Raw genomic sequence first — 25,211 nt, 5'->3', positions numbered from 1 at the left:
CCGCGCTCTCATCGCTCGTCAACTCACACCACTTCTCCGGCTAGTCCATCTGTACGAAGTGAGCAGAACATGACGGAGAAGCGACGCCGGAGTGACACCAGGGGCGTCAGTGACCGCTGATACCGAACTGTCCGTCGACAGAGGGCTGTTCCCGTATCAGTACCAACAGCGGTGGCGGACAGGGCACTTCGAGAGCGGGTCCCGGAGGCGGTCGCCCAGGTGGCCCCCGAATGCGGGCAGCTTCTCCTGGCGTACGCGCACAATCCGGCGAGCAGGTGGCCTGCAGGGGCGGTGGTGCGATCGAACCTGCGCTCGGCAGTTTTGTGAATCGCCCCCGGGCCGTACAACCCTTCCGGCCGGCTCCGACACGGGATTGCTGGAGCCGAGACAGACGTCCCCCGAACGGGGCCCGTTCCCCTCGACGAGGTGCGGGGCCCCGACGGATGCGGTACTCCGCGGTGCGCGTCGAGGTGGCCGACCGCGGAGTGGATCGTCGAGGTGGCCGGCCGCCGGTTCGAGCGGGTCGGCAGCAACGGCTCAGGCGGTCTCGACGCTCATGGAGGACGCGGGCCCGACCGACGGCGCGTGCTCCACGCACGTCACGTCGAAGGGCGACGTCCAAGCCCCGCGGTCGCCGACGAACTGCGGCATCCGCGCCTCGACGGCCGATGACCCCCCGCACCCCGAGCAGCCCACCGGGACCTGCACCCTGATGCCGCCGGCGTCGCGCCCCCGGCCCGCATGCGCAGCGCCCGTGGCGGGGCCATGCTGGAGATGACGACGACTACATCGGGCCCCGTGCGGAACGCGCGGAGCGGCCCCCGGAAACGGCCTCTCCCCCACCGCTCCGCCATCGACGCCTGAGCGCAGCCGCGGCCCTCCCTCCGGAGCCGAAGCATTCCCGAACGCACGGAGCACGCGGAGCACGTGATGACTACAAGGGACGCCCCCGATCTGTTCGCTCTCTCCCGGATCCAGGGGCCGGTACTGCGCCCCGGCGACGACGGCTACGACGCCGAACTGGCCGGCTTCAACCTGGCCGTACGGCACAGCCCGGACGTGGTGGTCGGGGCGACCGACGCCGACGATGTGGTGGCCGCGATGCGCTGGGCCGCCGCCACCGAGACCCCTGTCGCCGTGCAAGCCACCGGCCACGGCGCCAACTCCCCTGTCGACAGCGGCCTGCTGATCAACACCGCGCGCATGACGGACGTCCAGGTCGACCCGGCCGCGCGTACGGCTACGATCCACGCCGGCGCGAAGTGGCGGCACGTCCTCGCCGCCGCCGCCCCGCACGGTCTCGCCGCCCTGAACGGCACCTCGACCGACGCGGGCGCCGTCGGCTACACCGTGGGCGGAGGCCTCCCGGTGCTGGGCCGGGCCTACGGCTACGCCTCCGACATGGTCCGCTCCTTCCACGTGGTCACCCCCGACGGTGCTCTCCGCACGGCCAGTGACACCGACGAACCGGAACTGTTCTGGGCCCTGCGCGGCGGCAAGGGCAACGTCGGCGTGGTCACGGACATGGTCACCGGGCTGATCCCCGTGTCGCGCGTACTCGGCGGCGGCGTGTACTGCCCCGGCGAACACGCCGGAGCCCTGCTGACCGCCTGGGCCGACTGGACACGCACGGTCCCGGACCAGATGTGCAGCACCTTCACCATGCTGCGCATGCCGCCGCTGCCGCAGATCCCCGAGCCACTGCGTGGCGGCTTCTTCGCCCGCGTCGCCGTCGCCTGGCCCGGCGACCCGGCCGAGGGTGAGGCCCTTCTCGCCCCCATACGTGCGGCGGCACCGGTGGTCCTCGACACCGTCCACGACATGCCGTACACAGAGGTCGACGCCATCCACATAGATCCCCAGGATCCACTCCCGGCACGGGAGTCGTGCACCCTGCTGCGCGATCTGACGCCGGACGCGATCGCGGCCTTCCTCGGTCAGTGCGGCCCGGCGGCGGCACCCGACTACCCGCTGCTGCTGGTCGGGCTGCGGCACATGGGCGGCGCGCTGGCCCGACCGGGCCCGATGGAGGACGCGATCTGCGCCCGTGACGCCGCTCATCTCGTGGAGTCGGTCGGCGTCCTGCCGGGCCCGGACGCTGCACGGGCCGTAGAAGCCGCCACTGTCGCTCTGTACACCGCGCTGCTGCCCTATGGAACGGGCCGCACCATGGTCAACCTCCACGGCCGCCCCGGCGACAACGCCGACCGGGCCCGGGCCTGGACCCCGGAGGTCTACTCACGCCTGTGCGCGGACAAGACGACCTACGACCCGAAGAACCTCCTCCGCTTCGGCCACTCGGTCACCACCGCGTAGCCCACCACGTGTCCTGAGGGAGCCGACCTGGCCGGTGGGTGATGGTGCGTACAGGTCGAGCTGTACAGCACCTGCCACATTGCCGCCTGGCACGGCCCGGATGCCGACGCACAGGTCGGCGGACGCCTGGCGACCCACGTCCTATCCGCCTCGGGCCCCGGCCCTGGCCGCCCGCCGGGCCGGCCTCCTCGGTACCGGACAGGACAGTGCGGCGAGAAACCGACGAGATCGGACGTGCCGTTCTTCCTAGGCATGGTCGCGCAGTCGGCGAGCGTGCCGTACCTCAGCGCGCCGATCTTCAGCGGGACCCACCTGCGGCAGCTTCCGGCGGCGCGAGCGGCTGGCTGCGGGCGCCACATCGGCCGCGGGAGCATCTTCATCGGGTTCGCCCTCGCTACTCGCTGCGAACAGCGCTCCGGCCTCCGGACAGCGCCCTGGCCCGCCCCCGACTCAGACATTCGGCAGCGCAGTGACCTCACGCCGAGACGAGCCGGAACTCCGAAATCCCGGCAACGGACGACCGCTCGACGGACAGCCGCTCGCTCCGATCAGGCAGCCGGCCCCACTTGACCTTGACACGGTGAGAGGGTCTTCACTGCTTGCCGAGGAGGTGGTCTCGATGACGATCACACGACACGACACGGACGCGACACGCGTGCTCCAGGAGCTGGAGGACAGCCGTTCGTCCGTGCGACTACGGGCTGCTCTGGCTGCCGGCACGGCGCCTGACCCTCGATTCGTCGACAGGCTCGTCGAGCGATGCGCGATCGAGCCCGAGTTCTTCGTCCGCGACATGCTGACCTGGGCGCTCACCCGCCACCCGGTGTCCATGACGCTCCCCGAGCTGGTCCGTGAAGTCAGCTCGGATCGTGCGCAGGCACGGAGCCAGGCGCTGCACACGCTGTCCAAGATCGGGGACCGGCGGGCGTGGCCGGCGATCACGCGGACGCTGTTGTCCGACGCCGACACCGACGTGGCGCGGAGCGCCTGGCGTGCCGCAGTCGTGCTCGTCCCGGAAGGTGAGGAGTCCGCCCTGGCCACGGTGCTGGCGACACAGCTCGGGCGCGGTGAACGGCAGACGCAGCTGAGTCTCAGCCGGGCGATGGTCTCGCTGGGTGAAGTGATCGTGCCGGTCTTGAGTGCTGCGACAACGGGCCCCGACCCGCACGTGCGCGCCCACGCCGTCGCCACAGAGCGGCTGCTGCGTGACCCGGACGCCGGATTCGAGTTCGCGATCGAGGAGGCGAAGCGCGTCGTGGCCCTCGGCGGGTCCGGCCAGGAGGGACGATAGGACGTGTTGATCGGTGAGGTGGCACGACGGTCCGGGGTCAGTGCCCGCATGCTCCGGCACTACGAGTCGCTCGGCCTGGTCCGGCCCTCCGGTCGCACGGACTCCGGTTACCGGGAGTACTCCGGGGAGGACATCCGGCGGATCTTCCATGTCGAGAGCCTCCGGTCGCTGGGACTGTCGCTGCGTGAGATCGGGCGCGCACTCGACGATCCCGGCTTCACGCCCTCCGTGCTCGTCGGCGACCTCATCGGCCAGACACGCCAACGCATCGCGGCCGAGACCGAGTTGCTCACGCGGCTGCGTCGGATCGATGCCACGGACCCCGCCGGCTGGGGGGACGTCCTCCGGGTCGTCGCGCTCCTCCAGGCCATGGGCTCCAAGAGCGCCGACGCGCGCCAGCGCGCGGCTCTTTCCTCTGTCGACGAGGCCGCGGTGCCGGTGGAGGCTCTGGTCGAGGCAGCTCTGCGCGAGACGGAGCCGAACGTTGCCGGAGCCCTCCGGTGGGCGCTGGCGCGATCGGGCGATGGCGGCCCGGCACTGCTGGCGGAGGGGCTCGGCTCCCCGGTCGCGGCGGTGCGGGAACGTGCCGTTCGGTCCCTGGCCGAGCTGCCCGGCGGTGAGGCTACCTCGCAGCTGCGGCAGGCCCTCGCACACCCCGACGTCGTGGTCCGCGGGTATGCGGCTCTGGCGCTCGGCACCCGTGGAGTGGCCGATGCGGTCCCGACGCTCCTCGACATGATCGTGGACGGAAGGAACGACGTCGACGCAGCCGATGCCCTGGGTGTGGTGGCGAGCGACACCGCGACGGCGGACGAGATCGCGACCAGCCTCGTCGACCGCCTCGCCCACGACACCGCTCAAGGGCCGGCACGGGGACGGCTGACTCAGGCGCTGGCCTCCGTCCCGGGGACGAAGGCGTCGCGTACCCTCATGGAGCTGTCGCATGACGAGGACCGTGCCGTTGCGCTGACCGCGGCGTACGTTCTTCGGCTACGCGACACGCTGTGACATTCCGACGCAACGTAAGAACTCCGTCGTTGGCGGCGCCTGCCGGTCGGTCGGGCCGAGTTTGGGAGTCGACCGGCCCGCCGACGCGCACGGGCAGGTCCGGCGACGCGCCCAGGCCGGTGTCGAATCCGCGCGGAACGGTGGCGAAGCCGGCGACGCCGTCCGGGCCGGAGAGCACCGAGTACGCCAGTGCGAGGTCGCGGACGGTGCGGTCATCGGGCCGACGTGCCAGTCACGGCGTGGCGCCCGGGGCCAGAACCTCGCCATCGCGTATTCCGTCACCTCCCTCATCAGCCGCGGCAGTGAAGGGACTGCGCGACCGGCATCGTCATCTTTAGGCTGGTCGGCAGCTGAACCGCGACCCCTGGCCGGCAGGCCCAGGCTCAGGCATTCGCGGCGGCTCCGGCACTCTGAGCCTGCAACGGCCCGATGATCACGCGCATGCGGCCCAGAGTCGGCATTCGCAACCAGAGGCGCCGGATCACCGCGCATCGGCTCGGAGATCGTCGTGAGCCTGAACCAGCGGGCGTCAGGGCTTACGCCCCTGCGCCGGCACTCGTGGCTCGTCAGATCTCCGGTGCCGGTGACGGCGATGCGTTGGCCAGGTCGGCCCCGGTGTCCGCATGCCGTCGGGAGTCCCTGACACCATGCCAATCCAGGCACATGATGGTGGCGTCGTCCTGGAGGTGACCGTCGTTAGCGGCGACGACCTTCGCGATCACCGTGCGGGCGGCTTCACGCGGATGCAGGTCGCCGGTGCGTACGATCAGGCCCTTCAGGTCCACTTCACTGGCGTGGTGCTCGAGCATGCCGTCGGTGAGCATGAACAACCGGTCACCGACCCTAAGATCCAGCGGCTGGACCCGGTAGGTGTGCGGGAAGCGGAAGCCGAACGGCATGTCGACCTCGACCCGGAGCTCCTCCACCTTCCCATCGCGCAACCGCAGCGGCCAGGGGTGGCCCGCGTTGACGAACTCGACACCACCGTCGAGCAGGCTGATACGCAGGAGCTGACCGGTGACGTATCGCTGTTCGCCGTGGTCGACCATCGCCTGGTGCGCCTGCCGGGCCTGTTCGGCCAGATCGGCACCCGCCCGCCTGGCCCCGCGCAGCGCGCCTACCGCGAGGGTGGCGAGCAGTGCGGCATTGACATCGTGGCCCATCGCATCAGTGACGGACAGTTGTACGGCGTCGCGGTCGATCACGTAGTCAAAAGTGTCGCCGCCGACATGGTCGGCGGGCTCCAGCGCTCCGGCCACCGTGAACTGTGCGGCCTCGCAGGCGAGGGACGAGGGGAGCAACCGGTGCTGGATCTCCGCGGCCAGACTCAGCGGTCTGGTGCGACGGCCCCACTGATACACGTCGGTGTACGACCGGTTCGCGATGACGATGTAGGCCAGCGCATGCGCGGTCTCGCTTATCTCCCGCATCGCGGCCTCGTCGGGCGCGGAGGGGAGGAACAATTCCAGGAGACCGATGGCGTCTCCGCGGTTGGTGACGGGAGCGACGACCCGCACCGTGCTCCCGCCACCCCTGGTCTGTGTGGCGGGCTGCTGTGTCCGGATCACCTCGTCGTACAAGGTGCCGGGCAGGTCGATGCGCCGGGCGGGTTCGTCGGTCTCCACGTCACCGGCGACACCGAGGCGCACCACTGACGCACCGGTGAAGTCCGTGATGAGGAAGGAAACCCTGGTCGCATCGAGGCGCTGCCTGAGCATGTGGGCGACGACGTCGAGCGATCCCACCGGTGGCGCGGCTTCCGCCGCAGCCAACGCCCCGGCCAGCCCCGTCGTCCGGGGGCAGTCGTCGCGTCCGGGGGAAGCCACGAGCCGGTTGCCCTGCCAGCGCCCGGCGGATGTGTGCTCACCTGATACGTCTCCCAGTTGTCTGATCGCCCGCATCACCGCACCACCGCACCAGAAAGGACGAGATGCCGATGGGCCGGCCGCGATGGCCTGCGCGGGGCACACATCATCCCGCATCGCACGAGTCTTCCCCCGTGAACCCGCGCAGACGGACCATTTCCCTATGTCCGGACCTTTTAGGACCGGACACCAGCGAAGGCACACCTCCATTTGAAAAGGCGGGGATATCGACGGCCACCGCCGGCCGACGAATGGCTCCGGCTCCGGGCACCCCTGCGCGGTGCGACAGAGCCCCGGACCGTACGGATCCCGCCGCCGAGCCACATCCTGGGAACCGACGGAATGCGCTGAACCGAGGAAATACGGGATCTCGCCGGTGGAGTTCCCGCGTCAAGACTCAGTGCAGAGACGTCCGACCAGGTCCTCGACACTCAGATGGCAGCGTATTGGGCGGCGTACTCCTGGCTGGGCGGGACGACGGTGATGACGTCGATCAGCACGCCGTCGGGGGCTGCGACGATGAAGTGGCGCTGGCCGAACTCCTCCGTACGCAGTGGCAGCACTTCGGGCAGGCCGGCCTCCGCCACGAGCCGCTGGTGCTCGGAGTCCACGTCGTCCACCTCGAAGTTCAGCAGCAAACCGCCCCGCAGCGCGGTCCGGTGGCCCTCTGGGACGGTCGGGTGGGCGTGGTCGAGAAGGGCCAGCTCGTACTGCGGAGCGTCGGGGCGGCGCAGACTGACGTACCAGTCCGCCTCGAAGGTCACCTCGAAACCGAGGTGACGTGTGTAGAAGTCCCGGGAGGCGGCCACGTCCCGGGTGGCGAGCACCGGGTAGAAGCCGCCGAGTTCGGTTGTGGGCACGGTCGTCGGTCCGTTCGTCATGGCGTAGGCAGGCCCTTCGGCTCATTTCGCATACCCCGGGTATGCAAGCTGTGGCGTTAGCATACCCCCGGTACGCGAAACGGAAAGGGCGGTGCGCGCGATGGCGGTAAACCGGGCGGAGCAGCGGGAAGCCACGCGGCAGGCGCTGCTGGCCGAAGGCCGGCGCCGGTTCGCCGTCGACGGGTACCACCACGTGGTGTTGGCCGAGGTGGCACGGGCCGCCGGCGTGACCAAAGGGGCCGCCTACCACCACTTCGACAGCAAAGCGGGGCTCTTCCGTGCCGTCGTGGCCGAGATCCAGCGGGAACTGGGCGAGCGGGTCGCGACCGAAGCCGAGCGGCACGAGGACCTCTGGGAGCAGTTGCGGGCCGGCTGCCGGGCCTTCCTGACCGCGGGCACCGACCCGGCAGTGCGGCAGATCCTCCTGGTCGACGCGCCCACCGTGCTGGGCTGGGACGAATGGAGAACCCTGGACGAGGAGTCCTCCGCCCGGCACCTCGCGGAGGCCCTGACGGCACTCGCCGCAGCCGGGATCATCGCCGATCAGCCAGTGGAGCCCCTGGCCCGGCTACTCTCGGGGGCGATGAACGAGACCGTGCTCTGGATCGCGCGCGGAGGAGACCCCGAGGCCGCGGAGCAGGCCCTCGACCGGCTCCTGGTGGGGCTGCGCACCGCGGCTTGACCTCTCGCGTACTCCGATCGACGCCCCTGCCGCACACCACGGGATCGCCGTAGCCGGCGGGCGGAGCCGAAGATCTCCTCCCGGCCCTGAGAGTGCACGGTGACTCCTGCCGACCGCACTGGAGGCGGTGTACGGCGATCGGCGCGCCGCTCACGCTCCCCAGGGCACCCCTGGCCGACCAGCCGGTACTTAGCTTCGTGGCCCTGGTAGGGGTCGGTGACCGAGCTGAGCAGCATCGTGGCCCGGTGCCTGGCCCCCGGCATCTTCGCCACCTCCTCGCGGGCGAGTTCGACCGCGTTCTTCTTCACGTACAGGTAAGCGCCCACTTCTTCGTCGACCGACCGAACGGGCGCCCTGCGAAGCCGGCGAAATCGGCGAAACAGCGGGGCGCGACCTGCATCGGCCCTTCGCCTCGATCTCGACCAGCTCGGTGAAGGGCTTCCTCTCTGCCGCCGACCGTCGGCCGCTCCCGCCCAGGTCGGCCTCGTTCCGGTGCTGTGCGCAGGGCGAGGCGAGTGCACGCCGGACCTGCATCACACGGAACAATAATCCAAGGAAGTTGATTCCATGGAATCAAAGTGGTTTGCTGGGCGTGTGGCCGACGCGGGGCCCAGATCGCCCCCTTCGGGCAGGCAAGCCCTGTGCGCCGTTCAAGCGGATCGCGGTCACCGCCCTCCAGATCGAGCGCGCCCTGGAGAGTTGCCCCTTCGTGCCGAAATGAGACTGCCAAGGAGTGAGTGTCATGACCGTTCCCGCCTTCAACTCGGTCGCCTGGTTCGAGTTCGGCACCGATCAGCCGGAGAAGGTCCAGGAGTTCTACAAGGAGCTCTTCGACTGGAACTACGTCCTCAACACCACCACCCCTGGCGTCACCTACCACTCCGTGATGCCGCCCGGTGCCCAGCAGCCGGCGGGCGGCGTGTGGGAGTCGGAGGGCAGGTTCCCCAACTACGCGATCTTCTACGTCCTCGTCCAGGACGTCGCCGCGACCGTCGAACGCGCCGGTGAACTGGGCGCCGAAGTGCTCATGGAGCCGGTCTCCGACTCCGCCGGCTTCAGCTTCGCCCGGCTGCGGGACACCGCTGGCAACCACTTCGGCGTCTTCTCCGCACCCACCCCCTGACCGGCCGCGCAGGCCGTCGCAGGCGCGCGCCGCCCCGCTGGCCTGTTCCCCAGCACGGCCGACGCGTTCTCCTGCCGCCCCCCTCCCCTGCCGTAACACTCGCAGGGCCCGCGTCCTCACTGTTTCCCGACCGGGAGGCCCCCGATGTCCGGCGCCAGCGCCACCAGCGAAAAGATCCCCGTCCACGTCTACGGCGGCCCGACCTCCCTGATCGAGTACGGCGGGCTCAGGTTCGTCACCGACCCCACTTTCGACCCGCCCGGCGAGTACCCGATGCCCCTCCCCGGCGACCACAAGCTCGTCAAGACCGAGGCCTCACCTGTGGCCGCCGACCTGGGCCGCGTCGACGTCGTTCTGCTCTCCCACGACACGCACGACGACAACCTCGACAGCTCCGGCCGCGCGTTCCTGCCGAAGGTGCCCGTCGTCTTCACCACGGTCAGCGGTGCCGGTCGGCTGGGCGGCAACGCGCAAGGGCTGGCCTTCTGGCAGAGCACCGAACTCGAGCGGCCGGACGGTGGCACCGTCACCGTCACCGGTCTGCCCGCCCGGCACGGCCCCGTCGGCTGCGAACCGGTCACCGGCGACGTCGTCGGCTTCATGATCACCTCCGAAGACCTGCCCTCGGTCTACGTCAGCGGCGACAACGCCGCCCTGGAGCACGTCGAGGAGATCGCCGCAGGGTTCGCCCCCGTCGACACCGCGGTCCTCTTCCTCGGCGGCGCCCGCATGGCCTTCGCCTTCGATGGCGCCCTCCTCACCCTCGACAGCGCCCAGGGCGCCGAGGCCGCAAAGCTGCTCGGCGCCCGCAGGGTCGTCCCCGCCCACTACGACAGCTGGGACCACTTCAAGGAAGGCCGCCACGAGATCGAGGCCGCGTTCACCGAAGCCGGCCTGACCGACCGCCTCGACTTCGCACGATAACCACCACCCCGCACAACAACCCGTGGAGCGAACACCATGACCCGAACGAACGTCGACATCGCCCGCACCTACTTCGAGGCCGTCCGGACCGGAGACATGGCCGCTCTCGGCGAACTCCTCGACGCCGACATCGTCTGGCACCAGCCCGGCGCCAACCGGTTCTCCGGCGAGCACAAGGGCCGGGGCGCCGTCTTCCAGATGCTCGGCAGCATGATGGAGACCAGCCGGGGCACCTTCGCCATCGACAAGATCCACACGCTCATGGGCAACGGCGACCTGGTCGCCGCCACCATCCACTTCACCGGCCGCCACGACGACGCGTCGATGAGCATGGACGGCATCGACGTCCTGCGCATCGCCAACGGCAAGATCACCGAGATGTGGCTCTTCTCCGCCGACCCGGCCGCCGAAGACGCCTTCTGGGGCTAGAACCCGCGGTGCCCGGGGCCGACTCGGCCCCGGGCACCCACAAGCCGAGCCGTTCGCACACGAAAGGCACCCATGCGGAAGATGACCGAGCAGCAGTGGCGGGCGTTCGTCACGTACGGCACGCGCACCGGCAAGCTGTCCACCGTCCGCGCCGACGGCAGCCCTCACGTCACACCGGTCTGGTTCCTCCTCGACGGCGACGACATCGTGCTCACCACCGAGAAGAGCGGGGTCAAGGGCCGCAACCTCGCCCGCGATGGACGGTTCGCCCTCTGCGTCGACGAGGATCGACCCCCGTACGCGTTCGTCCTCCTCCAGGCCCACGCGACGATCTCCGAGGACCCGGACGGCATGCTGCGCTGGGCAGGCCTCCTCGGCGCCCGCTACATGGGGAAAGACCGCACCGAGGAGTACGCCGCCCGCAATGGCGGCCCTGGCAACCTGCTCGTTCGCGGCCGCATCGGCAAAGTCATCGCCTTCGCCGGTATCGCCGACTGAGCCGGGGCCGACGGACCGGGACCGGGGGCCGGGTTCGTGCGGCCCTCGACTGTCCAACCCATGGGCGCTCAGCCGTCGCCGCTCAGGATGCCGGTCGGCCGGGCTGCTTCGGCGCCCGCCTGCCCGGTACCGGCGACTGCCCGGCGGCCTTCCGCTCCGCGTCCAGGGCGCGTCCGGCTGCCCGCAGTGTGCCGAGGACCGCGGTCACCTCGCGTACGGACTGCTCGGGAATCACCGAACCGATCCGCAGTTCCAGCTCTTCCTCGAAGACCTTCAGCGCCCCGTCCACCAGCTTCCGCCCCTGGGGCGTCAGTTCGACGATCGAGGAACGGCGGTCGTTCGGATTGGCCCGCCGCTCACACAGGCTCGCCGCCTCCAGGCGATCGACCACCTTGCTCGTGCCGCCCACCGTGATCGAGAACTCCTCGGCGATGTCCTGAATCCGCCGACCGGGCCGCCGCAGCAGCAGATGCAGCACCTCGAACGAGGTCAGCGGCAGGTCGTACTGGGCCCGCAACCGCTCCTCGATGCCGTCCCACAGCTCGATCTCCAGCGAGACCAGCTCCCGGTACAGCAGCTTCAGGTCAGCGTCAGCCATCACTCATCTTCCGAAGAATTATCTTCCATGGACGGTTAATTGTAGGTCATGACATGGCCGCTCGCGCGGACCATTGGGATCGCGCGGACCATTGGGAGTTGCCACTTGTACGGCCCGCCGTGGTTGCGGAGCTTCCCGCCGACTGAATCGACGAGGGGTCAGCAAGCTCACCCGTCTGCAGCCGTCCTCGCCGAACCGTACGCACTGGCCAGCTTCACCGACATGTCAGGCTGCAACAACACAGCCTCCTCGTCGCACCGACCCTGGCAGCCTCCGCACCGACACCTGCGCGAGAGGCCACTCGCACGCGGTCGGCGTCGGCCGTCAGCCCATGTCACCCGACCTCCAGCGGGATGCTCGCGGCAACCTCCTTCGACAACCCTCCCCCTCGGGCACGACCGGGCCCTCTCCCCGGCGACCGTCCGCAGCAGCACCCCGAGCAGGGCGTGCGCCTCCCTCAGCGTCACCACAGGAAGCCGCACCTCGCCGTACTCCACCAGGACAGGACCCTCGGCGGCTTCGATCGAGCGGCTGCCTGATCCCTCTTGCATGTTCTATGCCATACCCCATAAGTTACCGTCAGGTAGCCCACTTCATGGGCCGCTCGTCGCAGGAAGGGGGGTGGTGGGCAGGTGAGTCCACGCAAGAGTGACAGCCGTGAGCGGATGATCCTCAGTGCCGCTGCGCTGCTGCGTGAGTACGGGGCGAGCGCGACCAGCATCGACCGGGTGCTCGCCCACAGCGGAGCCCCTCGGGGCTCGGTGTATCACCACTTCCCCGGCGGGCGGGCCCAGCTCATCGACGAGGCGGTGACACTGGCGGGGGACTTCATCGCCGACCTGATCGACGCCGCCATGCAGGCGCCTGACCCGGTGGAGGCCGTCGACGCGTTCTTCGCGTTGTGGCGTGACCGACTCGTCGAGAGCGACTTCAGGGCCGGCTGCCCGATCGTGGCGGTGGCCGTGGAAACCAACGACGACGCGCCTCAGCTCGCTCTCTCGGCCGCCGCCGTCTTCGCCCGCTGGCAGGAGGCCCTCGCAGCCCTGTTCGTCCAGCACGGCCTGACCGAGGAACGCAGCCGCAGGCTCGGCGCCTTCGTCATCGCCGCGGTCGAAGGCGCGGTGGTCATGTGCCGGGCCGAGCAGAGCGCCGCTCCGATCGAGGCGGCCGCCGCCGAGATCCACGACCTCCTCCTGTACACCCTGCGCGACCGCCCCGGGGCCGCCGCATCAGAGCCCCGGCCGTAACCCACACCCCCTTCACCCAGCGAATGCAGTCCGAAGGAGTCGCCATGCCCTCGCTCGACCGCCACGACAACGTCTTCGTCCTCGACCTCGGAGACGGAGAGAACCGCTTCCACCCCGACTGGCTCACCTCCGTCGGCGCCGCGCTCGACGAGGTGGAGAAGGCTGAAGGCCCCCGCGCCCTGGTCACCGCCGCCACCGGCAAGTTCTACTCCAACGGGCTCGACCTGGACTGGCTGTTCGCCCACACCGACCAGCACCAGGACTACGTCGTCTCGGTCCATGAGCTGTTCGCTCGGATACTGTCCCTGCCCGTCATCACGGTGGCCGCGCTGCAGGGGCACACCTTCGCCGCCGGCGCGATGTTCTCCCTGGCCCACGACTTCCGCGTGATGCGCGCCGACCGCGGCTACTGGTGCCTGCCCGAAGCCGACATCAACATCCCCTTCACCCCCGGCATGGCCGCCCTCATCCAGTCCCGCCTGGCACCGCAGACCGCACACGAGGCCATGCTCACCGCCCGCCGCTACGGCGGCACGGATGCCGCGGCCACCGGCATCGTCGATCGGGCGGTCACCGAGGCCGCCGTGCGCTCCACCGCCGTCGAGATCGCCCAGACGCAGGCGAACAAGGCCGGCGACACCCTCGGCACCATCAAGGCCCGCATGTACGCCCCGACCCTGGCAACCCTGCGCGACAGCACCAACCCGCTCGGCTGAGGCGGCACCTCCCCAACCGCTCACCCGCGCCCCTGCACACCCGCGGGCAGGGCTGCCCCCCCCTCCGCCGCAAGAGGAGACAAGGCCGACGACCGCCGTCACCACCTGGCGCGAGAACGCCGGCATCGTGTGCGAGAACAACCGTGCGGTTGGGCGCAGACCGCCGGCCGCCGCTTCACCGAGATCCGCGGCGACCAGCCCTGCATCCGCACCACCACCAAAACGGCGAAGCCCGGCTGACGACACCACATGCACCGGGAGAGCGACGGCACCTACACCCCACACCCCGATCGACCGGGGAGACCGCCATCACTCCAGCCAACTCACCCAGGACACCGGCGAGGATTGCGTCGACGCCCACCTCACCGGTGGACACACCACCGGAGCCTTCACCGACCACCCGACCCCCTGGCCACCCGACCGGTTCCGGGCGACTCCGGGCGGTGATCGTCGAGTCGTCCGACCCGGCACACTCCCTGGCCGACTCCACCGCCTGCGCCCAGGCGCTCGCCGCGCTACACATCGCGGCCCGCCTGGGCCGCCCCCTCCACAACTCGCGCCTCCCGGACCGCCCTCGACCCGCACCGCCCTCGACGAGAGCACCAACGCAAGCGCCGTAGAAGGTGATCGAGGGTTCCTGGTGAGGATGACGGAAAGCCGAGTCGTGATCCAGAATGACTCGATGGTCACGCTTGAGACTCCCCGTTTGATCCTGCGTCGCTGGCGCGAGGAAGACGTAGCGCCCATGGCCGCCATCAATGCCGACCCCGAGGTCATGCGGTGGATCCGGGACGGCAGCGTCCGTGACGAACACCAGACTCGCAGCGGGGTCCAGGCATGGGAAAGCGAGTGGGAGTCACAGGGCTTCGGCCTGTTTGCCATGGAGATCCGGTCCACTGGCGAAATGGCCGGGTTCACCGGCCTTTCGGTGCCCTACTTCTTGCCTGAGGTACTGCCGGCGGTTGAGGTCGGCTGGCGGCTTGGACGTTCCCACTGGGGACAGGGCCTGGCCACCGAAGCCGCTGCGGCCGTTGTACGGTTCGGGTTCGAAGAGCGGGGGCTGGAGCGGATCGTCAGCATCGCTCAAGTGGGCAACGACGCCTCCGAACGGATCATGACCAAACTCGGGATGCAACTGGTCCGTGAGACCGTCAATCCCACCTCCGGTCGGCGGGTTCGGGTGTACGAGTTGTCGTCGGACCGGTACCTCACAACCGCTCGTTGATGGCGGCAACAAGGACGGTGGCCTCGTGGCGGACCTCGAGTTTTCGTACCTGGTGGCCACGGCTCAATGCCTCCTCAGGAAACTGATGCCGCACTCGCCCCCCCTGTCAGTTGCCGTACCGCTGCCATCGGCGGTACAGGTCGTACACCCGACCTCTTGGTCCGTACTCGGCGGCATGTCCCGCCACCACGGGACCCCGGTGCGCACCCGGAGCCGTGAGCCGTCGATCAGCTGGCGCCGGGCCCACGTCAGCGGGCGGCCTGACTTCTCGCCCCTCGGCAACAACGGCTCCGGCACGGCCCGTTGGTCGTCCGTCGGATCTCCACGTGCCACCGCCCAAGAGCATCCCGCGACTGACGACCTGGGGGAGCGATTGCCGGTGACGGCTGGTGGGTCAGGGCCGCGAGACGTTGAGCGGCAGTTCTCGGTGGAAGACGGCCATAGCCCGGCCGGGGCCGTCGTAGTCGTCGACGATCTTCGTGTCGAAGCCGAGGCTGCGATGGAAGGCGATCGAGCCGGTGTTCTCGAGTGACGTGATCGCCTTCAACCTCCGTGCACCGTGGCCTTCCGCTGCTTCAGCGAACGCCGTGTACAGACGACGCCCGAGACCGGTGCCACGGGCATCGTCCCGCGTGGCGATCAGATGCACGTACCCGGTGCCGCCTGGGGTGACGAACCCGAAGACGTATCCGCGGATTCCGTCCTCGGCCCGGGCAACCAGGCACGTGGAACCGAACTCCTGCACCAGGGCCAGCAGGTGCAGCGACCGAAGGTCGCGTCCGCCCCAGTAACGGGAGTGATCAGTCAGGACCTGGTGGAAGTCGGCCACCTCGGCCGGTGCGATGTGTATCCCCATGATGACGACCATGGTAGGTCCATCGTCGTTCCGGGCGAAGGCCCGCACGAGTTGGGCAAGTTGCGACGCAAGCCTGGGCTCCTGCGGCTGTTCCCTCCCTGCGCTTTCGTCTCGGCGCTCGAACGTGAGTAAAGCGAGCGACCGGCGAAAAAACAACACATCCAGGCACGATCGTGGACGGCCACTCATCCCAGCGGGCCGTCCACTGACGTCGTGTCAGTGGACGGCAGACCTGCCCGAGAAGCCTCGGTTCCACGTCTTGGCGAGTCACTCGCCCCATGGGAACGTCTCTGAGGAGCGCGAACAGATGCGAGCGTTTACGGAGCATCGGGCTCTGACCACCAACGGCCGGGCGAACCCGCTGGGCATCGGTGGTGAGGACCCGGTATTCGGCTGGCATCCGTCGCCGCTTGGGGCACCGCGCCGGGGAGGCTGCTGCGGCTCTGATCACCCCACTTAGCACCGGGGTTGTCGCTATGCGGCACCCGCCCCTGTCAGGACCGCGACCGGCAAGAGAAGGATCCACTGCGGAAGCCGGAGCAGTGGCCTCGGCCAGCCGACCGACAGCGTGACGACCAGGAAGGCGGCTGCGTACGCCACGAAGTGCGCGGCCACGAACCACGCCATCAGGCCGGTCGCTGACGTGTCGTCCGCCAGCGCTAGGTAGATCAGGGCGGCCGCGGAGAGCACCAGGTCGACGCTCACCATGTGCCATACGGCATGGAGGACACGCTTGGGTTCGTCCGCGAGTCCGCAGGACAGCAGCGGGCGCACCACGTCGCGGTGCCCGCCGACGATGTGTGCTGCGGCCACACCGGACGCGGTGATGCCCGCTGCGAGGAGCCAGCCGTTCATCGGATCTCGATTCCTTTGGCTATGACAGCGGCCAGCCGGCCGGCCAGCTGAGGGTCGGGATGTTCCCCGACCAGACCGATGTGGAAGAACACGGCTCCTGCCAGCGTGTCCAGGACCAGGTCCACGGGGGTCTCGGTCGCGATCTCCCCGCGCTCCGCGGCACGCTCGAAGACGATCTGCAGTCGTTCCTTCGAGGGGGCCAGGAAGTCGCTGCGAATGCGCGCCTTCAACACCGGATCGGCGGCGAAATCCGCGAGCAGCCCCGGGAGAGCCGCTGCGGCGGCAGGTGCGTGGAACTCGTCGATCAGGCCCCGCAGCAGTGCGGTCAGGTCCCCGGCCAGCGTGCCGGTGTCCGGGGTCGGAGCATGGTCGGTGGTCGTGAACACGGCCTCGAAGACCAACTCCGGTTTGCCCCGCCACCGCCGGTAGACCGTGTCCTTGCCGACACCCGCACGGGCAGCCACGGCCCCGATCGATGTCGCGGCGTAGCCGACCTCGATCACCAGCTCTGTGGCCGCGGCGACGATCGCCTCGTGCGAGCGGGGATCCCTGGGGCGTCCCCTGGAGGACGGAGAGGAGCTCATAGCGATTTACCATACGGGTAGACCCGTATGGAAACAACCCCGGTCGGCGTCACGAGGACATCACTGCCGGGGAGCGGATAGCGGCCGCGGTCGCTCCCCTGCGGGGCCCGCCGGCGGCGTTGTGCCGCCGACGGAACGTGCAGGGCTACGAGGCTCGGACAGGGCCGGGCCCTCGTGCCTGGTCATACACCCTGTGGAGGTCAGGAAGGCCTTCGGGGATCACTCCGAAGCTGGGGTCAGCCAGAACGCCAGGACCGGCCCAGCCAGGACCGGCCCATTCCGGCGTCGCCTCCAGGCCGGACCGGGCCTTGGCGTCGGTCAGCTCCACAGCTCCTCGCTGTCGCACAACCGTGCCCCCATGTTGCGTTCCATCATTCGCAACGCCGCGTCCGCCAGGTCGGCGTGGATGTGGGCGACCGCGTCCCGGGGGACGGTCACCCGGAGATGGCGGACGTGGGCGTCGAGCGCGGAGTACAGAACGCACTGCTCGGTGACCTGGCCGCACAGGACGAGGTGGTCGATGCCCCGCTGGTCGAGGAGGTACGCCAGCGGGGTCTCGAAGAAGATCGAGTGCCGGGCCTTGACCACGAAGAGGGAGTCGCCGTCCGGCACGAGCGGCTCGACGAGGTCGGCGTGCGGGCCGGAGAGGGCTGTGCCGAGGAGTTCGCCGTGGTGGGACCGCCACTCGCCGAAGTTGTCGTTGACGTAGACGACGGGCACCTTCCTCTCGCGTGCCCGCTGCAGCAGCCCGGCTGCCGCCGGGACCACCTCGCGTGCCGACGGCAGGAGCAGTTCGGCGTCGGCGTGGTCGTAGTTGGTGATCATGTCAATGACGATCAGCGCGGTCTTGCCCATGCCTTCGCGAGTTCCCCTCCGGGAGCGGCTGCCACGTCATCGCCCGGCCGGGGCAGCCTCGCTCGGCACCGCCGGTGGGCGGGGCCCGGCCGGGCATCGGACACGGGGGGAAGTCCGGCGCCGGTCGGGAACGGCCGGAGTTCCCATGCGGAGCCGGCCACTCCCCCACCGTAGGTCAGGCTCGCAGTGCCCGCACGACAGGGTGGTCTCCCCACCATCCACAACCAGCGCCGCCGTGAAACCGGACCACGCCCCAAGCCGCACAACCCCGCAGCCCGCAGCCGCAGCCTGGTGGGTGTGGCAGGGGGAGCGGCTCGGCCGGCGGGCGGGACCGGGGAGGAGGGCAACGGTGTGGTCGGCCTCGTGGTTTCGCCGGGGGAAGTGCTGGTCGGCGTGGAGACGGGGTCGCCCGTGGCACGTTGCGCGACGACAGGGCTCGGAGCGTTTCCCGGAATCCCGGCGCCGGACGCGGGCGCGGTGCTGGAGGTGGGCGCGGCACGGGACGTGGGCTCGGCACTGGACGCGGGCGCGGTGCTGGAGGTGGGTGCGGCACCGGAGGCAGGCCCCGGGGCGGGCGTTGGCCTCGCGGTGGGCGTGCCGGGCGGGACCGGTGAGGGGGACGCCGGTGTGATCCCCCTCGTGACGTCGGCGGGGGTGACAGGGGTCGCGTCGAGGCGGGCGCGCCGGTCGCACGTTGTGCGATGACGGGGCTCGGCACTTTCGCCGGAGTCCCGACGCCGGAGGTGGATGCGACGCCGGAGGTGGGTCCGGCGCTGGCCGTGGGTGTGGCGCCGGTCGGGGGTGCGGCACTGGCCGTGGGTGTGGCACTGGCCGTGGCGCGGCACCGGCCGTGGCGCCGGTACCGGCCGCGGACCGGCGCCGGGCGTGGGTCCGGCAGCGGCCGTGGCTCCCGCGCCGGAGGTGGGCCCGGCACCGGACACGTACCCGGCACTGGAATGGGGCGTGGCACCGGACGTCGGCCTGGCGCCGGACGTCGGCCCGGCTCCGGACGTCGGTCGGACACGGGAAGTGCCGGGCGGAGTCGCGGTGGAGGGCGACGGCGAGGTGGCCCTCGGGGTACCGGCAGGGGCGGGACGGGTCGGGGTCGAGGCGGGCACGTCGGTCGCGCGTTGCACGATCACGGGGTCCGGCCCGCTCCCCGGAGTCTCGGCAGCCACCGGAGCGGCAGTCACCGGGGCGGGAGCCACCGGGGCGGGAGCCGCGCCGGGGCGTGCCGAGGGGCCCGGACCGTCAGCCGGACCGGTTCGCCGGACGGCACCCGCGGGACCCGGCCGGTCGAGCGGCCCGGACGTGGCGGCGGGCCGCGGGTTCGCCGCCGTACCCGCACCGGCCCCGCCCTCGGTGCCCGCGACTCCCGCCCGCTGCACCACCGGCACCACCGGCTCACCCGCCCCGGACATCTGCTGCTTCACACCGCCCGTCGCCTCGACCGGACTTGGCGACGTGGCCGGGCGCGGGGAGGCCGGTGGGACCGGCTCCTTGCCGGGTGCCGTGGGTGCGCCGCCGGTCTGCGCACCGGCGCCGGTACCGGTGGCGGCCGGGACCGGGGCGGACGGAACGCGGGCGGGCAGGGTGCGTCGCTGCATCGGCGCGGCGGTCGACCTGGTCAGCGGAGCCGGTGTCGGCGCATGCCGGGGCGGGGCGGGCTGCACACGGATGCCCCGAGCGGGGGCGGCGGGAGCAGGCCGCGCCGACGGTGCCGGCATCACGGTGGTGGCCTGCACGGACGGCGCCGCCGGTGCCGCCGGCGCGGGCACCGGTGCCGGGCCCGCCACCGGCACCACCGCCGCCGGCCGTTCCACGGGAGCCGCGGCGGGTGCCGATGCCGGTGTCGGTGTCGGTGTCGACGTCAGGTGGTCCAGCAGGCCGCCCGACCGGCCGTCCAGGACCGCCGGGGACGGTGAGCCGGTGAAGGAGGGGTTCCGCCAGGTGGCCAGGCGGCTGCCGAAACCGGCGTCGGCGACGCCCGTCGTCCTCCCGCCCACCACCGCCCGCTGCACGGGCGGCAGGGTGGACCAGGCGGCAGGACGCCGACGTACCGGCACGGAGCCCGTACCGGCATCCGGCATGTCCGGCCCCGGCCCCGACGCCGGTGCCCCGCCGCCCGCGGAGGGGTCCGTGGGGCGACGGAAGCGGTCCAGGAAGCCCATCGCTCAGCCCTCCGCGCGCGTCACCAGGGACGCGATGCTGTCCGCGTAGCGGCGGCGGTCGTGGTGTTCCAGGTCCAGGATCTCGTCGTGGCCCCAGTGGAAGTGGAAGGCGACGTACGCGATCTCCTCGTGCAGCCGGTCGGTCGCGTACGTCACGATTCCCCCAGGCGGCTCCCGCCGAGTTCGACCTCGAAGGGCTCCGCGCAGTGCGGGCACTCGACGGTCGCGCGGGTGTGGCCCTCCGCGTTCACCTGGCGGTAGAAGTCCTGGAGGAACGCCAGGTCGGAGGCGAACATGTTCTCCACGATCCCGTCGTGGACGAGCGGGAGCGTGCCGAGGCGGGTGATCACCCGGCCGAGCAGGACCACCGACAGGTACGCCGGGTTCTCCTGGACGCGGATGTCCCGCAGCGGGACGAGTTCGTCCCGTGCGGTCGCCAGCCGCATCACGCCGTCGCGGTGCACCGTGCCCGCCTCGTCGACGTAGCCGCGCGGCAGCTCGAAGGGGAACTCCGTCCGCAGGCGTTGCTGTACGACCGGCGCGGGCGCCGCGCCGCGGGCGGGAGCGGGATGTTCTCCTGCTCTTCGCCCGCGGGCGCCGCCGCCCGCGATACGGAACGTCGCATTACTCGATGACCAGTTCTTCGAACGTGATGGTCACCGTCTCGGTCAGCGCGGCGGCCTCGCCGGCCTTCACCGTGCTGGTGTCGATCTTGCTGCACCAGGCGTTGCGCATGTTGTACCGCTTGACCGGGTTGTTCTGGTAGTCCATCACCATGATCGTGGCGTTCTTGCGGGCGGAGCCCATCACGCCGTTGATCGACTCGGTGATCCACGTGTTGAACGCCGCGGACTGCGTCATACCGCGTACGACCGTGCAGGTCCCGGCCTTCTTCACGCCCGGCAGCTTCTTGGTGACCGGCTTGCCCTGCGCGGAGACCTGCTGGTACTCGATGACGTCCTGTTCCAGGCTGAGGCCGCTGACCTCGGCGAGGTACTCGACCATCACGCCGTCGATCTGGAGGCCGAAATTGTGCGAAGTGAGAGCGTCACCCGGCTGGAGACTCATCTGGCTGTCCTTCTAGGGGAGTTGACTGCTGACAGTGGAGCGCGGGGGAGCGGTTACTCCTCCAGCTCCCCGTTGCCGCTCGAGAACTGGGCCAGCCGGAAGATGACGAACTCGGCGGGCTTGACCGGCGCGATGCCGATCTCGCACACGACGCGGCCGACGTCGACCGACTCCGGCGGGTTGGTCTCCTCGTCGCACTTGACGTAGTACGCGTCCTCGGGCCGGGCCCCGAACAGGGCGCCGCTGCGCCACTCGTTGACGAGGAACGCCGACACGTTGCGCCGGATCCGCGCCCACAGGGCGTGGTCGTTCGGCTCGAACACCACCCACTGGGTGCCGATCAGGATCGACTCCTCCAGGTAGTTGAAGTACCGGCGGACGTTCAGGTAGCGCCAGGCCGGGTCGGAGGAGAGGGTGCGGGCTCCCCAGACACGGATGCCGCGGCCCGGGAAGGCGCGGATGCAGTTCACGCCGATGGGGTTGAGCAGGTCCTGCTCGCCGCGGGTGATCTGGATCTCCAGGTCCACCGCGCCGCGTACGACCTCGTTGGCCGGGGCCTTGTGGACGCCGCGCTCGGAGTCGTTGCGGGCCCAGACACCGGCGACGTGGCCGCTCGGCGGGACCAGCCGGGACTGGCCGGACGCCGGGTCGAAGGACTTGATCCACGGGTAGTACAGGGCGGCGTACTTGGAGTCGTAGCCGGCCGTCTCCTGGCGCCAGACGCGGATCTGGCGGGCGTTCAGGCTCGGCGGCGGGTCGATGATCGCGACGCGGTCGCCCATCAACTCGCAGTGCGCGATCAGGCCGAGCTGGACCGCCTTGACGGCCTCCAGGTCGATCGCGCCGCGCTGGTAGGCGGCCATCAGGTCGGGCACAGCGACCATGGAGATCTCGTCGACGGCCTCCAGGCCGCCGAAGCCGGTGCGGTCGGCGCTGTCACCGAGGTACTGCGCCGGGCCCGCGGACCGGGGGGCCTCCGTGCCGGTACCGGCGGCGGCCGGGGCGGCGGGCGGCGCGGCCAGCGTCACCGTCTGGTTGTCGGGGCGGGCCAGCTGCGCCGAGGGCGCGGCCTCCGCCACCGTGATGAGCTTCGAGCGCTCCTTGACCTGCGTGACGACGTACGAGCGGTTGCCCCGCTTGGCCGTCACGTCGAACGTCTCGACCGGCTTCTCGCCGTCCTTGACGATCAGCTTGAAGCGTTCGGCGGGGCCCTCGCCCTCCGGGTCGGCGACCTCCACGGTCAGCGGGCCGCCGGACTGGCCGGCCGCGTTCGCGGTCACCGTGAACGTGCCGAGCTGCGCGGGCTCGCCCGCGGGCAGCGCCGCGGGGTCCGCTGAACCGGTCACCGCGGCCGGGGACGCGTCACCGGCGGCGCCCGCGTGGCTGCCGCCGACCCGGACGACGTACGCCGCCGAGCCACCGTTGTTGAAGAAGCCGTAGACCGAGTGCGCGAGGTAGTAGCCGTCGGTGAAGTCACCGAACGCCGCCACGTACTGGGTCCAGTTGGTCACCAGCGTCGGCTCGTTCAGGGGACCGGAGGGGGCGAGGCCCACGAAGGCCGCCACCGAGGTACCCACTCCCTCGATGGGGCGCGAGCCGCTGGCCACCTCCTCGACGTATACGCCGGGCGACAGGTAGGACGGCATGCTGTGCTCTCCTCGGGGTACGCGTCAGGACGTCTCTCACGGTCACGCGCGGAGCGCGTCCGCCGAAACGGCCTCCGGTGCCGAAGTGGGGGCAGAGGGATTGCCCTCAGGGGCAACGGCGGCTTGGCGGCCCCGGCCGGGCGGCCCGCTGCGCGGGCGGGCCCGCCCTACCTCCGCAGGCTGCCGAACTCCGCGCGGTAGCCGTCCTTCTCGGCGTCCGTGGGCGTGGGCGGCCGGGTGTTCCGCAGGGCGTCGGGCGGATCGCCGGGAGTTCCGGTCAGCGCCTCCTGCACGTCGGTTCCCATGGTGAAGACCTGCATGCTCCGCAGGTCCACCGGACCGCGGGCCTGGATCTCACCGCCGTTGTAGAAGCCGGCGTCGTGCTCCGGTCCGACCACGACGGTGACCATCATGCCGACCTCGTGCTCGCCCTGCCTGCCGTATCCCTCCACGAACTGGGCCCGGTCGCCGCGGCCCATGCCCGAGGTGCCCACGGCGGCGCCGCGCGCGATGTCCTCCCTGGGGGCGAAGGGGACGAACGAGGTGTTGTGCGTGTCGAAGTCCGGCAGCCATCCGGAGCCCAGGGGCGGGATGACGCCTTCCCCGATCACCTGGTGCCAGGTCGGGTGCCAGCGCGGGATGCCGCGGTACAGCACCAGACCGCCGTTCAGGTAGCGCGTGATGTGCCCCGCCAGTTCCGGATCGACGACCCCGTCGGTCACCGACAGGTCGTGGATGAAGGCGTTCCCGCCGGCCGGCGTCCTGAAGTGGTAGTAGGCGCCCTGGCGGGTCGTGGTGATCGATTCGTCACCGATCCGCAGGGTGACCGGTGCCGGGCCCTGCTGTTCCTGCTTCTGTTCCTGCTTCTGCCAGGGCATCCGCATGCGCTGCACGGTGTCGCCGTGGTTCGCGGTCCGGGCCGGCGCGGACGCGCCTTCGCCGTCCCGCCGTTCCGGCGCCGGGGCCGACATCACCCGGTGGGCGTTGGCCTCCGCCTCCCGCTCGTACCGGTCCGAGGGGTCGCTGATGCGCAGGCCGCTGCCGTTGTCCGTGCCCGCGACGGGACCCTTGCGCTGCTGGATGACGTGCGTCAGCTCGTGCGCCAGGGTGTGCGGGTCGGCACCGCCGTCGCCGATGACGACGTGGCTGCCGGAGGTGTAGGCGCGGGCGCCCACCTCGGCGGCGGACCGGCGGGCGGTCGCGTCGGTGTGCAGGCGTACGTCCGCGAAGTCGGCGCCGAGACGGGACTCCATGTCCTGGCGGATGGGGGCGGGGAGCGGGGAACCGGGGGAGGCGATGACCTGGTTCACGGCACTGCGCTGGACCGGGGCGTGGCCGCAGCCGGCGTCGTGGGTGTGCCGTTCCTGCTCCGCGAGGGCGGCCACGGCGGTGTTGCCGGCGGCTCGTTGCAGGGCGAGGATCGCCTGGGGCGAGCGGGTGCCGACGGCGTGCTGGAGGGGGAGGGGACCGGTCCGTGTGCCCTGGGGGATCCGCGGGCCCCGGGCGGCGGCCCTGGTCGTGTCCGGCGACTGATCCTGGCTACGCATACGAATCCCTGGGACGAGGCCACGGTGGCGGTGACCATCCATCCTGCGGGCGTGGTCGGAGTGGTGGGGAGGGCCTCGGGGGCAGACCTCGGGGCATACGTCGGGGCAGAGGGCGTGAGGTCCCGGAGAAGTGAGGCCGCTCAGTCCGCCGCCGGGCTCTGCGCGACCTCTCGCGTGAACCCCTGGCTCCGTTCCACTTTCGCCACATGCAGCGTGTAGCTCTGGTACCACTCGGCCCGCCCGCGCTTCTGCGCCGCGCGGTGCTCGGCGTTGGTCCGCCACTGAGTGAGGGCGTCGGCGTCGCGGAAGTAGCCGACGGTGATGCCCAGCCCGCCGGGGGTCTGCGCGTGATCCATCCCCAGGTACCCGGGGATGTCCTTCACCAGGTCCTCCATGCGTGCGTTGGTCTCGCTGTAGTCGCTCTGCTCCTGGGTGCGCACCGTGGTGAAGACCGCCAGGTAGTAGGGGGGTTCATAGGCCTCGACGGGCGCGACAGGTGCTTCCGCGTGATCGCTCATGGCGTCACCGTAGGGCGGGACGCGCCCGCCGATCCAGTGTCCTTCGCGAACGGGACGCATGTCGGTCCGGTCGGTCATCCAGGGCAACTCCCCCGGTTCACCGGGCACATGGCGCTGCCCCAGAGCTTCTGACCGGCTCCGGGGGGACCCCTTAGCGTGGGGCGCGTGAGCCTGTGGACCTCCCTTGAACCTGCCTCCGCGACCGTCGACCCCGGCGCCAGCACCCGCGTACGGCTGCGGGTGCGCAACACCGGTGATGTCGTCGACGAGTACCGCTTCGAGCCGGTGGGGAGTGTGGCTCCCTGGAC

The 25,211-nt window shown here is 70.7% G+C and carries 25 protein-coding genes; 12 read left to right on the top strand and 13 right to left on the bottom strand.

What is annotated here, in order from left to right:
* Nucleotides 1-930: 930 nt before the first annotated feature.
* From BM536_RS11035 to BM536_RS11025, 3 genes are all read left to right on the top strand, one after another.
* On the top strand, nt 931-2,316 hold the full coding sequence (locus BM536_RS11035) for an FAD-binding oxidoreductase (protein WP_094102857.1): 1,386 nt from the start codon (nt 931-933) through the stop codon (nt 2,314-2,316).
* Nucleotides 2,317-2,935: 619 nt separating this feature from the next.
* On the top strand, nt 2,936-3,607 hold the full coding sequence (locus tag BM536_RS11030) for a HEAT repeat domain-containing protein (protein ID WP_073495097.1): 672 nt from the start codon (nt 2,936-2,938) through the stop codon (nt 3,605-3,607).
* 3 nt (nt 3,608-3,610) lie between these two features.
* The gene (locus BM536_RS11025; RefSeq protein WP_094102856.1) at nt 3,611-4,615 is read left to right on the top strand and encodes a MerR family transcriptional regulator; all 1,005 of its coding nucleotides are present in this window, start codon (nt 3,611-3,613) and stop codon (nt 4,613-4,615) included.
* A gap of 566 nt (nt 4,616-5,181) precedes the next feature.
* Here BM536_RS11025 and BM536_RS11020 read toward each other — a convergent pair.
* Both BM536_RS11020 and BM536_RS11015 read right to left on the bottom strand, forming a co-directional pair.
* Nucleotides 5,182-6,360, bottom strand: coding sequence for a PP2C family protein-serine/threonine phosphatase (locus BM536_RS11020; protein ID WP_073495099.1), 1,179 nt, complete (start codon nt 6,358-6,360; stop codon nt 5,182-5,184).
* 551 nt (nt 6,361-6,911) lie between these two features.
* Nucleotides 6,912-7,361 (bottom strand): VOC family protein, encoded by a 450-nt coding sequence (locus tag BM536_RS11015; RefSeq protein WP_073495101.1) that lies wholly within the window; start codon nt 7,359-7,361, stop codon nt 6,912-6,914.
* 100 nt (nt 7,362-7,461) lie between these two features.
* On the opposite strand from BM536_RS11015, the gene BM536_RS11010 reads away from it, so the two are divergent.
* The 5 genes from BM536_RS11010 (at nt 7,462) to BM536_RS10985 (ending at nt 11,017) form a co-directional block, all read left to right on the top strand.
* Complete coding sequence (locus tag BM536_RS11010; RefSeq protein ID WP_073495124.1) at nt 7,462-8,043, top strand: TetR/AcrR family transcriptional regulator; 582 nt, start codon at nt 7,462-7,464, stop codon at nt 8,041-8,043.
* Nucleotides 8,044-8,785: 742 nt separating this feature from the next.
* Nucleotides 8,786-9,166: a VOC family protein gene (locus BM536_RS11000; protein WP_073495103.1), complete on the top strand. Its 381-nt coding sequence runs from the start codon at nt 8,786-8,788 to the stop codon at nt 9,164-9,166.
* 144 nt (nt 9,167-9,310) lie between these two features.
* Nucleotides 9,311-10,090, top strand: coding sequence for an MBL fold metallo-hydrolase (locus BM536_RS10995; protein ID WP_073495105.1), 780 nt, complete (start codon nt 9,311-9,313; stop codon nt 10,088-10,090).
* A 36-nt stretch (nt 10,091-10,126) separates the two neighbouring features.
* On the top strand, nt 10,127-10,519 hold the full coding sequence (locus tag BM536_RS10990) for a nuclear transport factor 2 family protein (protein WP_073495107.1): 393 nt from the start codon (nt 10,127-10,129) through the stop codon (nt 10,517-10,519).
* Between the two features lie 72 nt (nt 10,520-10,591).
* The gene (locus tag BM536_RS10985) at nt 10,592-11,017 is read left to right on the top strand and encodes a PPOX class F420-dependent oxidoreductase (protein WP_073495109.1); all 426 of its coding nucleotides are present in this window, start codon (nt 10,592-10,594) and stop codon (nt 11,015-11,017) included.
* A gap of 82 nt (nt 11,018-11,099) precedes the next feature.
* On the opposite strand, the gene BM536_RS10980 is transcribed toward BM536_RS10985, so the two are convergent.
* Nucleotides 11,100-11,615, bottom strand: a complete 516-nt coding sequence (locus BM536_RS10980) for a MarR family winged helix-turn-helix transcriptional regulator (RefSeq protein WP_073495111.1) — start codon at nt 11,613-11,615, stop codon at nt 11,100-11,102.
* A gap of 632 nt (nt 11,616-12,247) precedes the next feature.
* On the opposite strand from BM536_RS10980, the gene BM536_RS10975 reads away from it, so the two are divergent.
* The 3 genes from BM536_RS10975 to BM536_RS10965 all read left to right on the top strand — a co-directional run bounded on the left by BM536_RS10975 (nt 12,248) and on the right by BM536_RS10965 (nt 14,803).
* Nucleotides 12,248-12,862: a TetR/AcrR family transcriptional regulator gene (locus tag BM536_RS10975; RefSeq protein WP_245873378.1), complete on the top strand. Its 615-nt coding sequence runs from the start codon at nt 12,248-12,250 to the stop codon at nt 12,860-12,862.
* 44 nt (nt 12,863-12,906) lie between these two features.
* Nucleotides 12,907-13,578, top strand: coding sequence for an enoyl-CoA hydratase-related protein (locus BM536_RS10970; RefSeq protein ID WP_073495114.1), 672 nt, complete (start codon nt 12,907-12,909; stop codon nt 13,576-13,578).
* Nucleotides 13,579-14,260: 682 nt separating this feature from the next.
* A complete protein-coding gene (locus BM536_RS10965; protein WP_073495126.1) occupies nt 14,261-14,803 on the top strand; it encodes a GNAT family N-acetyltransferase in 543 nt (180 codons plus the stop codon).
* Nucleotides 14,804-15,197: 394 nt separating this feature from the next.
* On the opposite strand, the gene BM536_RS10955 is transcribed toward BM536_RS10965, so the two are convergent.
* The 4 genes from BM536_RS10955 to BM536_RS10940 form a co-directional block, all read right to left on the bottom strand.
* On the bottom strand, nt 15,198-15,671 hold the full coding sequence (locus BM536_RS10955; protein WP_073495116.1) for a GNAT family N-acetyltransferase: 474 nt from the start codon (nt 15,669-15,671) through the stop codon (nt 15,198-15,200).
* A 462-nt stretch (nt 15,672-16,133) separates the two neighbouring features.
* Complete coding sequence (locus BM536_RS10950; protein WP_073495118.1) at nt 16,134-16,514, bottom strand: hypothetical protein; 381 nt, start codon at nt 16,512-16,514, stop codon at nt 16,134-16,136.
* Complete coding sequence (locus BM536_RS10945; RefSeq protein ID WP_073495120.1) at nt 16,511-17,098, bottom strand: TetR/AcrR family transcriptional regulator; 588 nt, start codon at nt 17,096-17,098, stop codon at nt 16,511-16,513. The genes BM536_RS10950 and BM536_RS10945 overlap by 4 nt, the downstream gene beginning before the upstream one ends.
* 318 nt (nt 17,099-17,416) lie before the next feature.
* A complete protein-coding gene (locus BM536_RS10940; RefSeq protein WP_073495122.1) occupies nt 17,417-17,953 on the bottom strand; it encodes a cysteine hydrolase family protein in 537 nt (178 codons plus the stop codon).
* 1,362 nt (nt 17,954-19,315) lie between these two features.
* On the opposite strand from BM536_RS10940, the gene BM536_RS40290 reads away from it, so the two are divergent.
* Nucleotides 19,316-20,173 (top strand): hypothetical protein, encoded by an 858-nt coding sequence (locus BM536_RS40290; RefSeq protein ID WP_143650878.1) that lies wholly within the window; start codon nt 19,316-19,318, stop codon nt 20,171-20,173.
* Here the strand turns inward: BM536_RS40290 and BM536_RS41180 are convergent.
* The 6 genes from BM536_RS41180 to BM536_RS10900 all read right to left on the bottom strand — a co-directional run bounded on the left by BM536_RS41180 (nt 20,128) and on the right by BM536_RS10900 (nt 24,903).
* Nucleotides 20,128-20,280, bottom strand: a complete 153-nt coding sequence (locus BM536_RS41180) for a DUF6760 family protein (protein WP_094102853.1) — start codon at nt 20,278-20,280, stop codon at nt 20,128-20,130. The genes BM536_RS40290 and BM536_RS41180 overlap by 46 nt on opposite strands.
* Nucleotides 20,277-20,735 (bottom strand): hypothetical protein, encoded by a 459-nt coding sequence (locus tag BM536_RS10920; RefSeq protein ID WP_073499533.1) that lies wholly within the window; start codon nt 20,733-20,735, stop codon nt 20,277-20,279. Before BM536_RS10920 ends, BM536_RS41180 begins: the two co-directional genes overlap by 4 nt.
* Nucleotides 20,736-20,748: 13 nt before the next feature.
* The gene (locus tag BM536_RS10915) at nt 20,749-21,192 is read right to left on the bottom strand and encodes a phage tail protein (protein WP_073499531.1); all 444 of its coding nucleotides are present in this window, start codon (nt 21,190-21,192) and stop codon (nt 20,749-20,751) included.
* A 53-nt stretch (nt 21,193-21,245) separates the two neighbouring features.
* Nucleotides 21,246-22,838 carry a phage tail sheath subtilisin-like domain-containing protein gene (locus BM536_RS10910; protein ID WP_073499529.1) on the bottom strand — a complete coding sequence of 531 codons (1,593 nt, stop codon included), beginning with the start codon at nt 22,836-22,838 and terminating at the stop codon, nt 21,246-21,248.
* 167 nt (nt 22,839-23,005) lie between these two features.
* On the bottom strand, nt 23,006-24,385 hold the full coding sequence (locus tag BM536_RS42710) for an eCIS core domain-containing protein (RefSeq protein WP_079275270.1): 1,380 nt from the start codon (nt 24,383-24,385) through the stop codon (nt 23,006-23,008).
* 140 nt (nt 24,386-24,525) lie between these two features.
* The gene (locus BM536_RS10900; RefSeq protein WP_073499539.1) at nt 24,526-24,903 is read right to left on the bottom strand and encodes an antibiotic biosynthesis monooxygenase family protein; all 378 of its coding nucleotides are present in this window, start codon (nt 24,901-24,903) and stop codon (nt 24,526-24,528) included.
* Nucleotides 24,904-25,211 lie beyond the last annotated feature (308 nt).

The sequence above is a fragment of the Streptomyces phaeoluteigriseus genome, assembly GCF_001896135.2.
GTDB classification, from domain to species: domain Bacteria; phylum Actinomycetota; class Actinomycetes; order Streptomycetales; family Streptomycetaceae; genus Streptomyces; species Streptomyces phaeoluteigriseus.
Note: the sequence above shows the minus strand (reverse complement) of the source record. Positions and strands in the feature narration are given on the sequence as shown.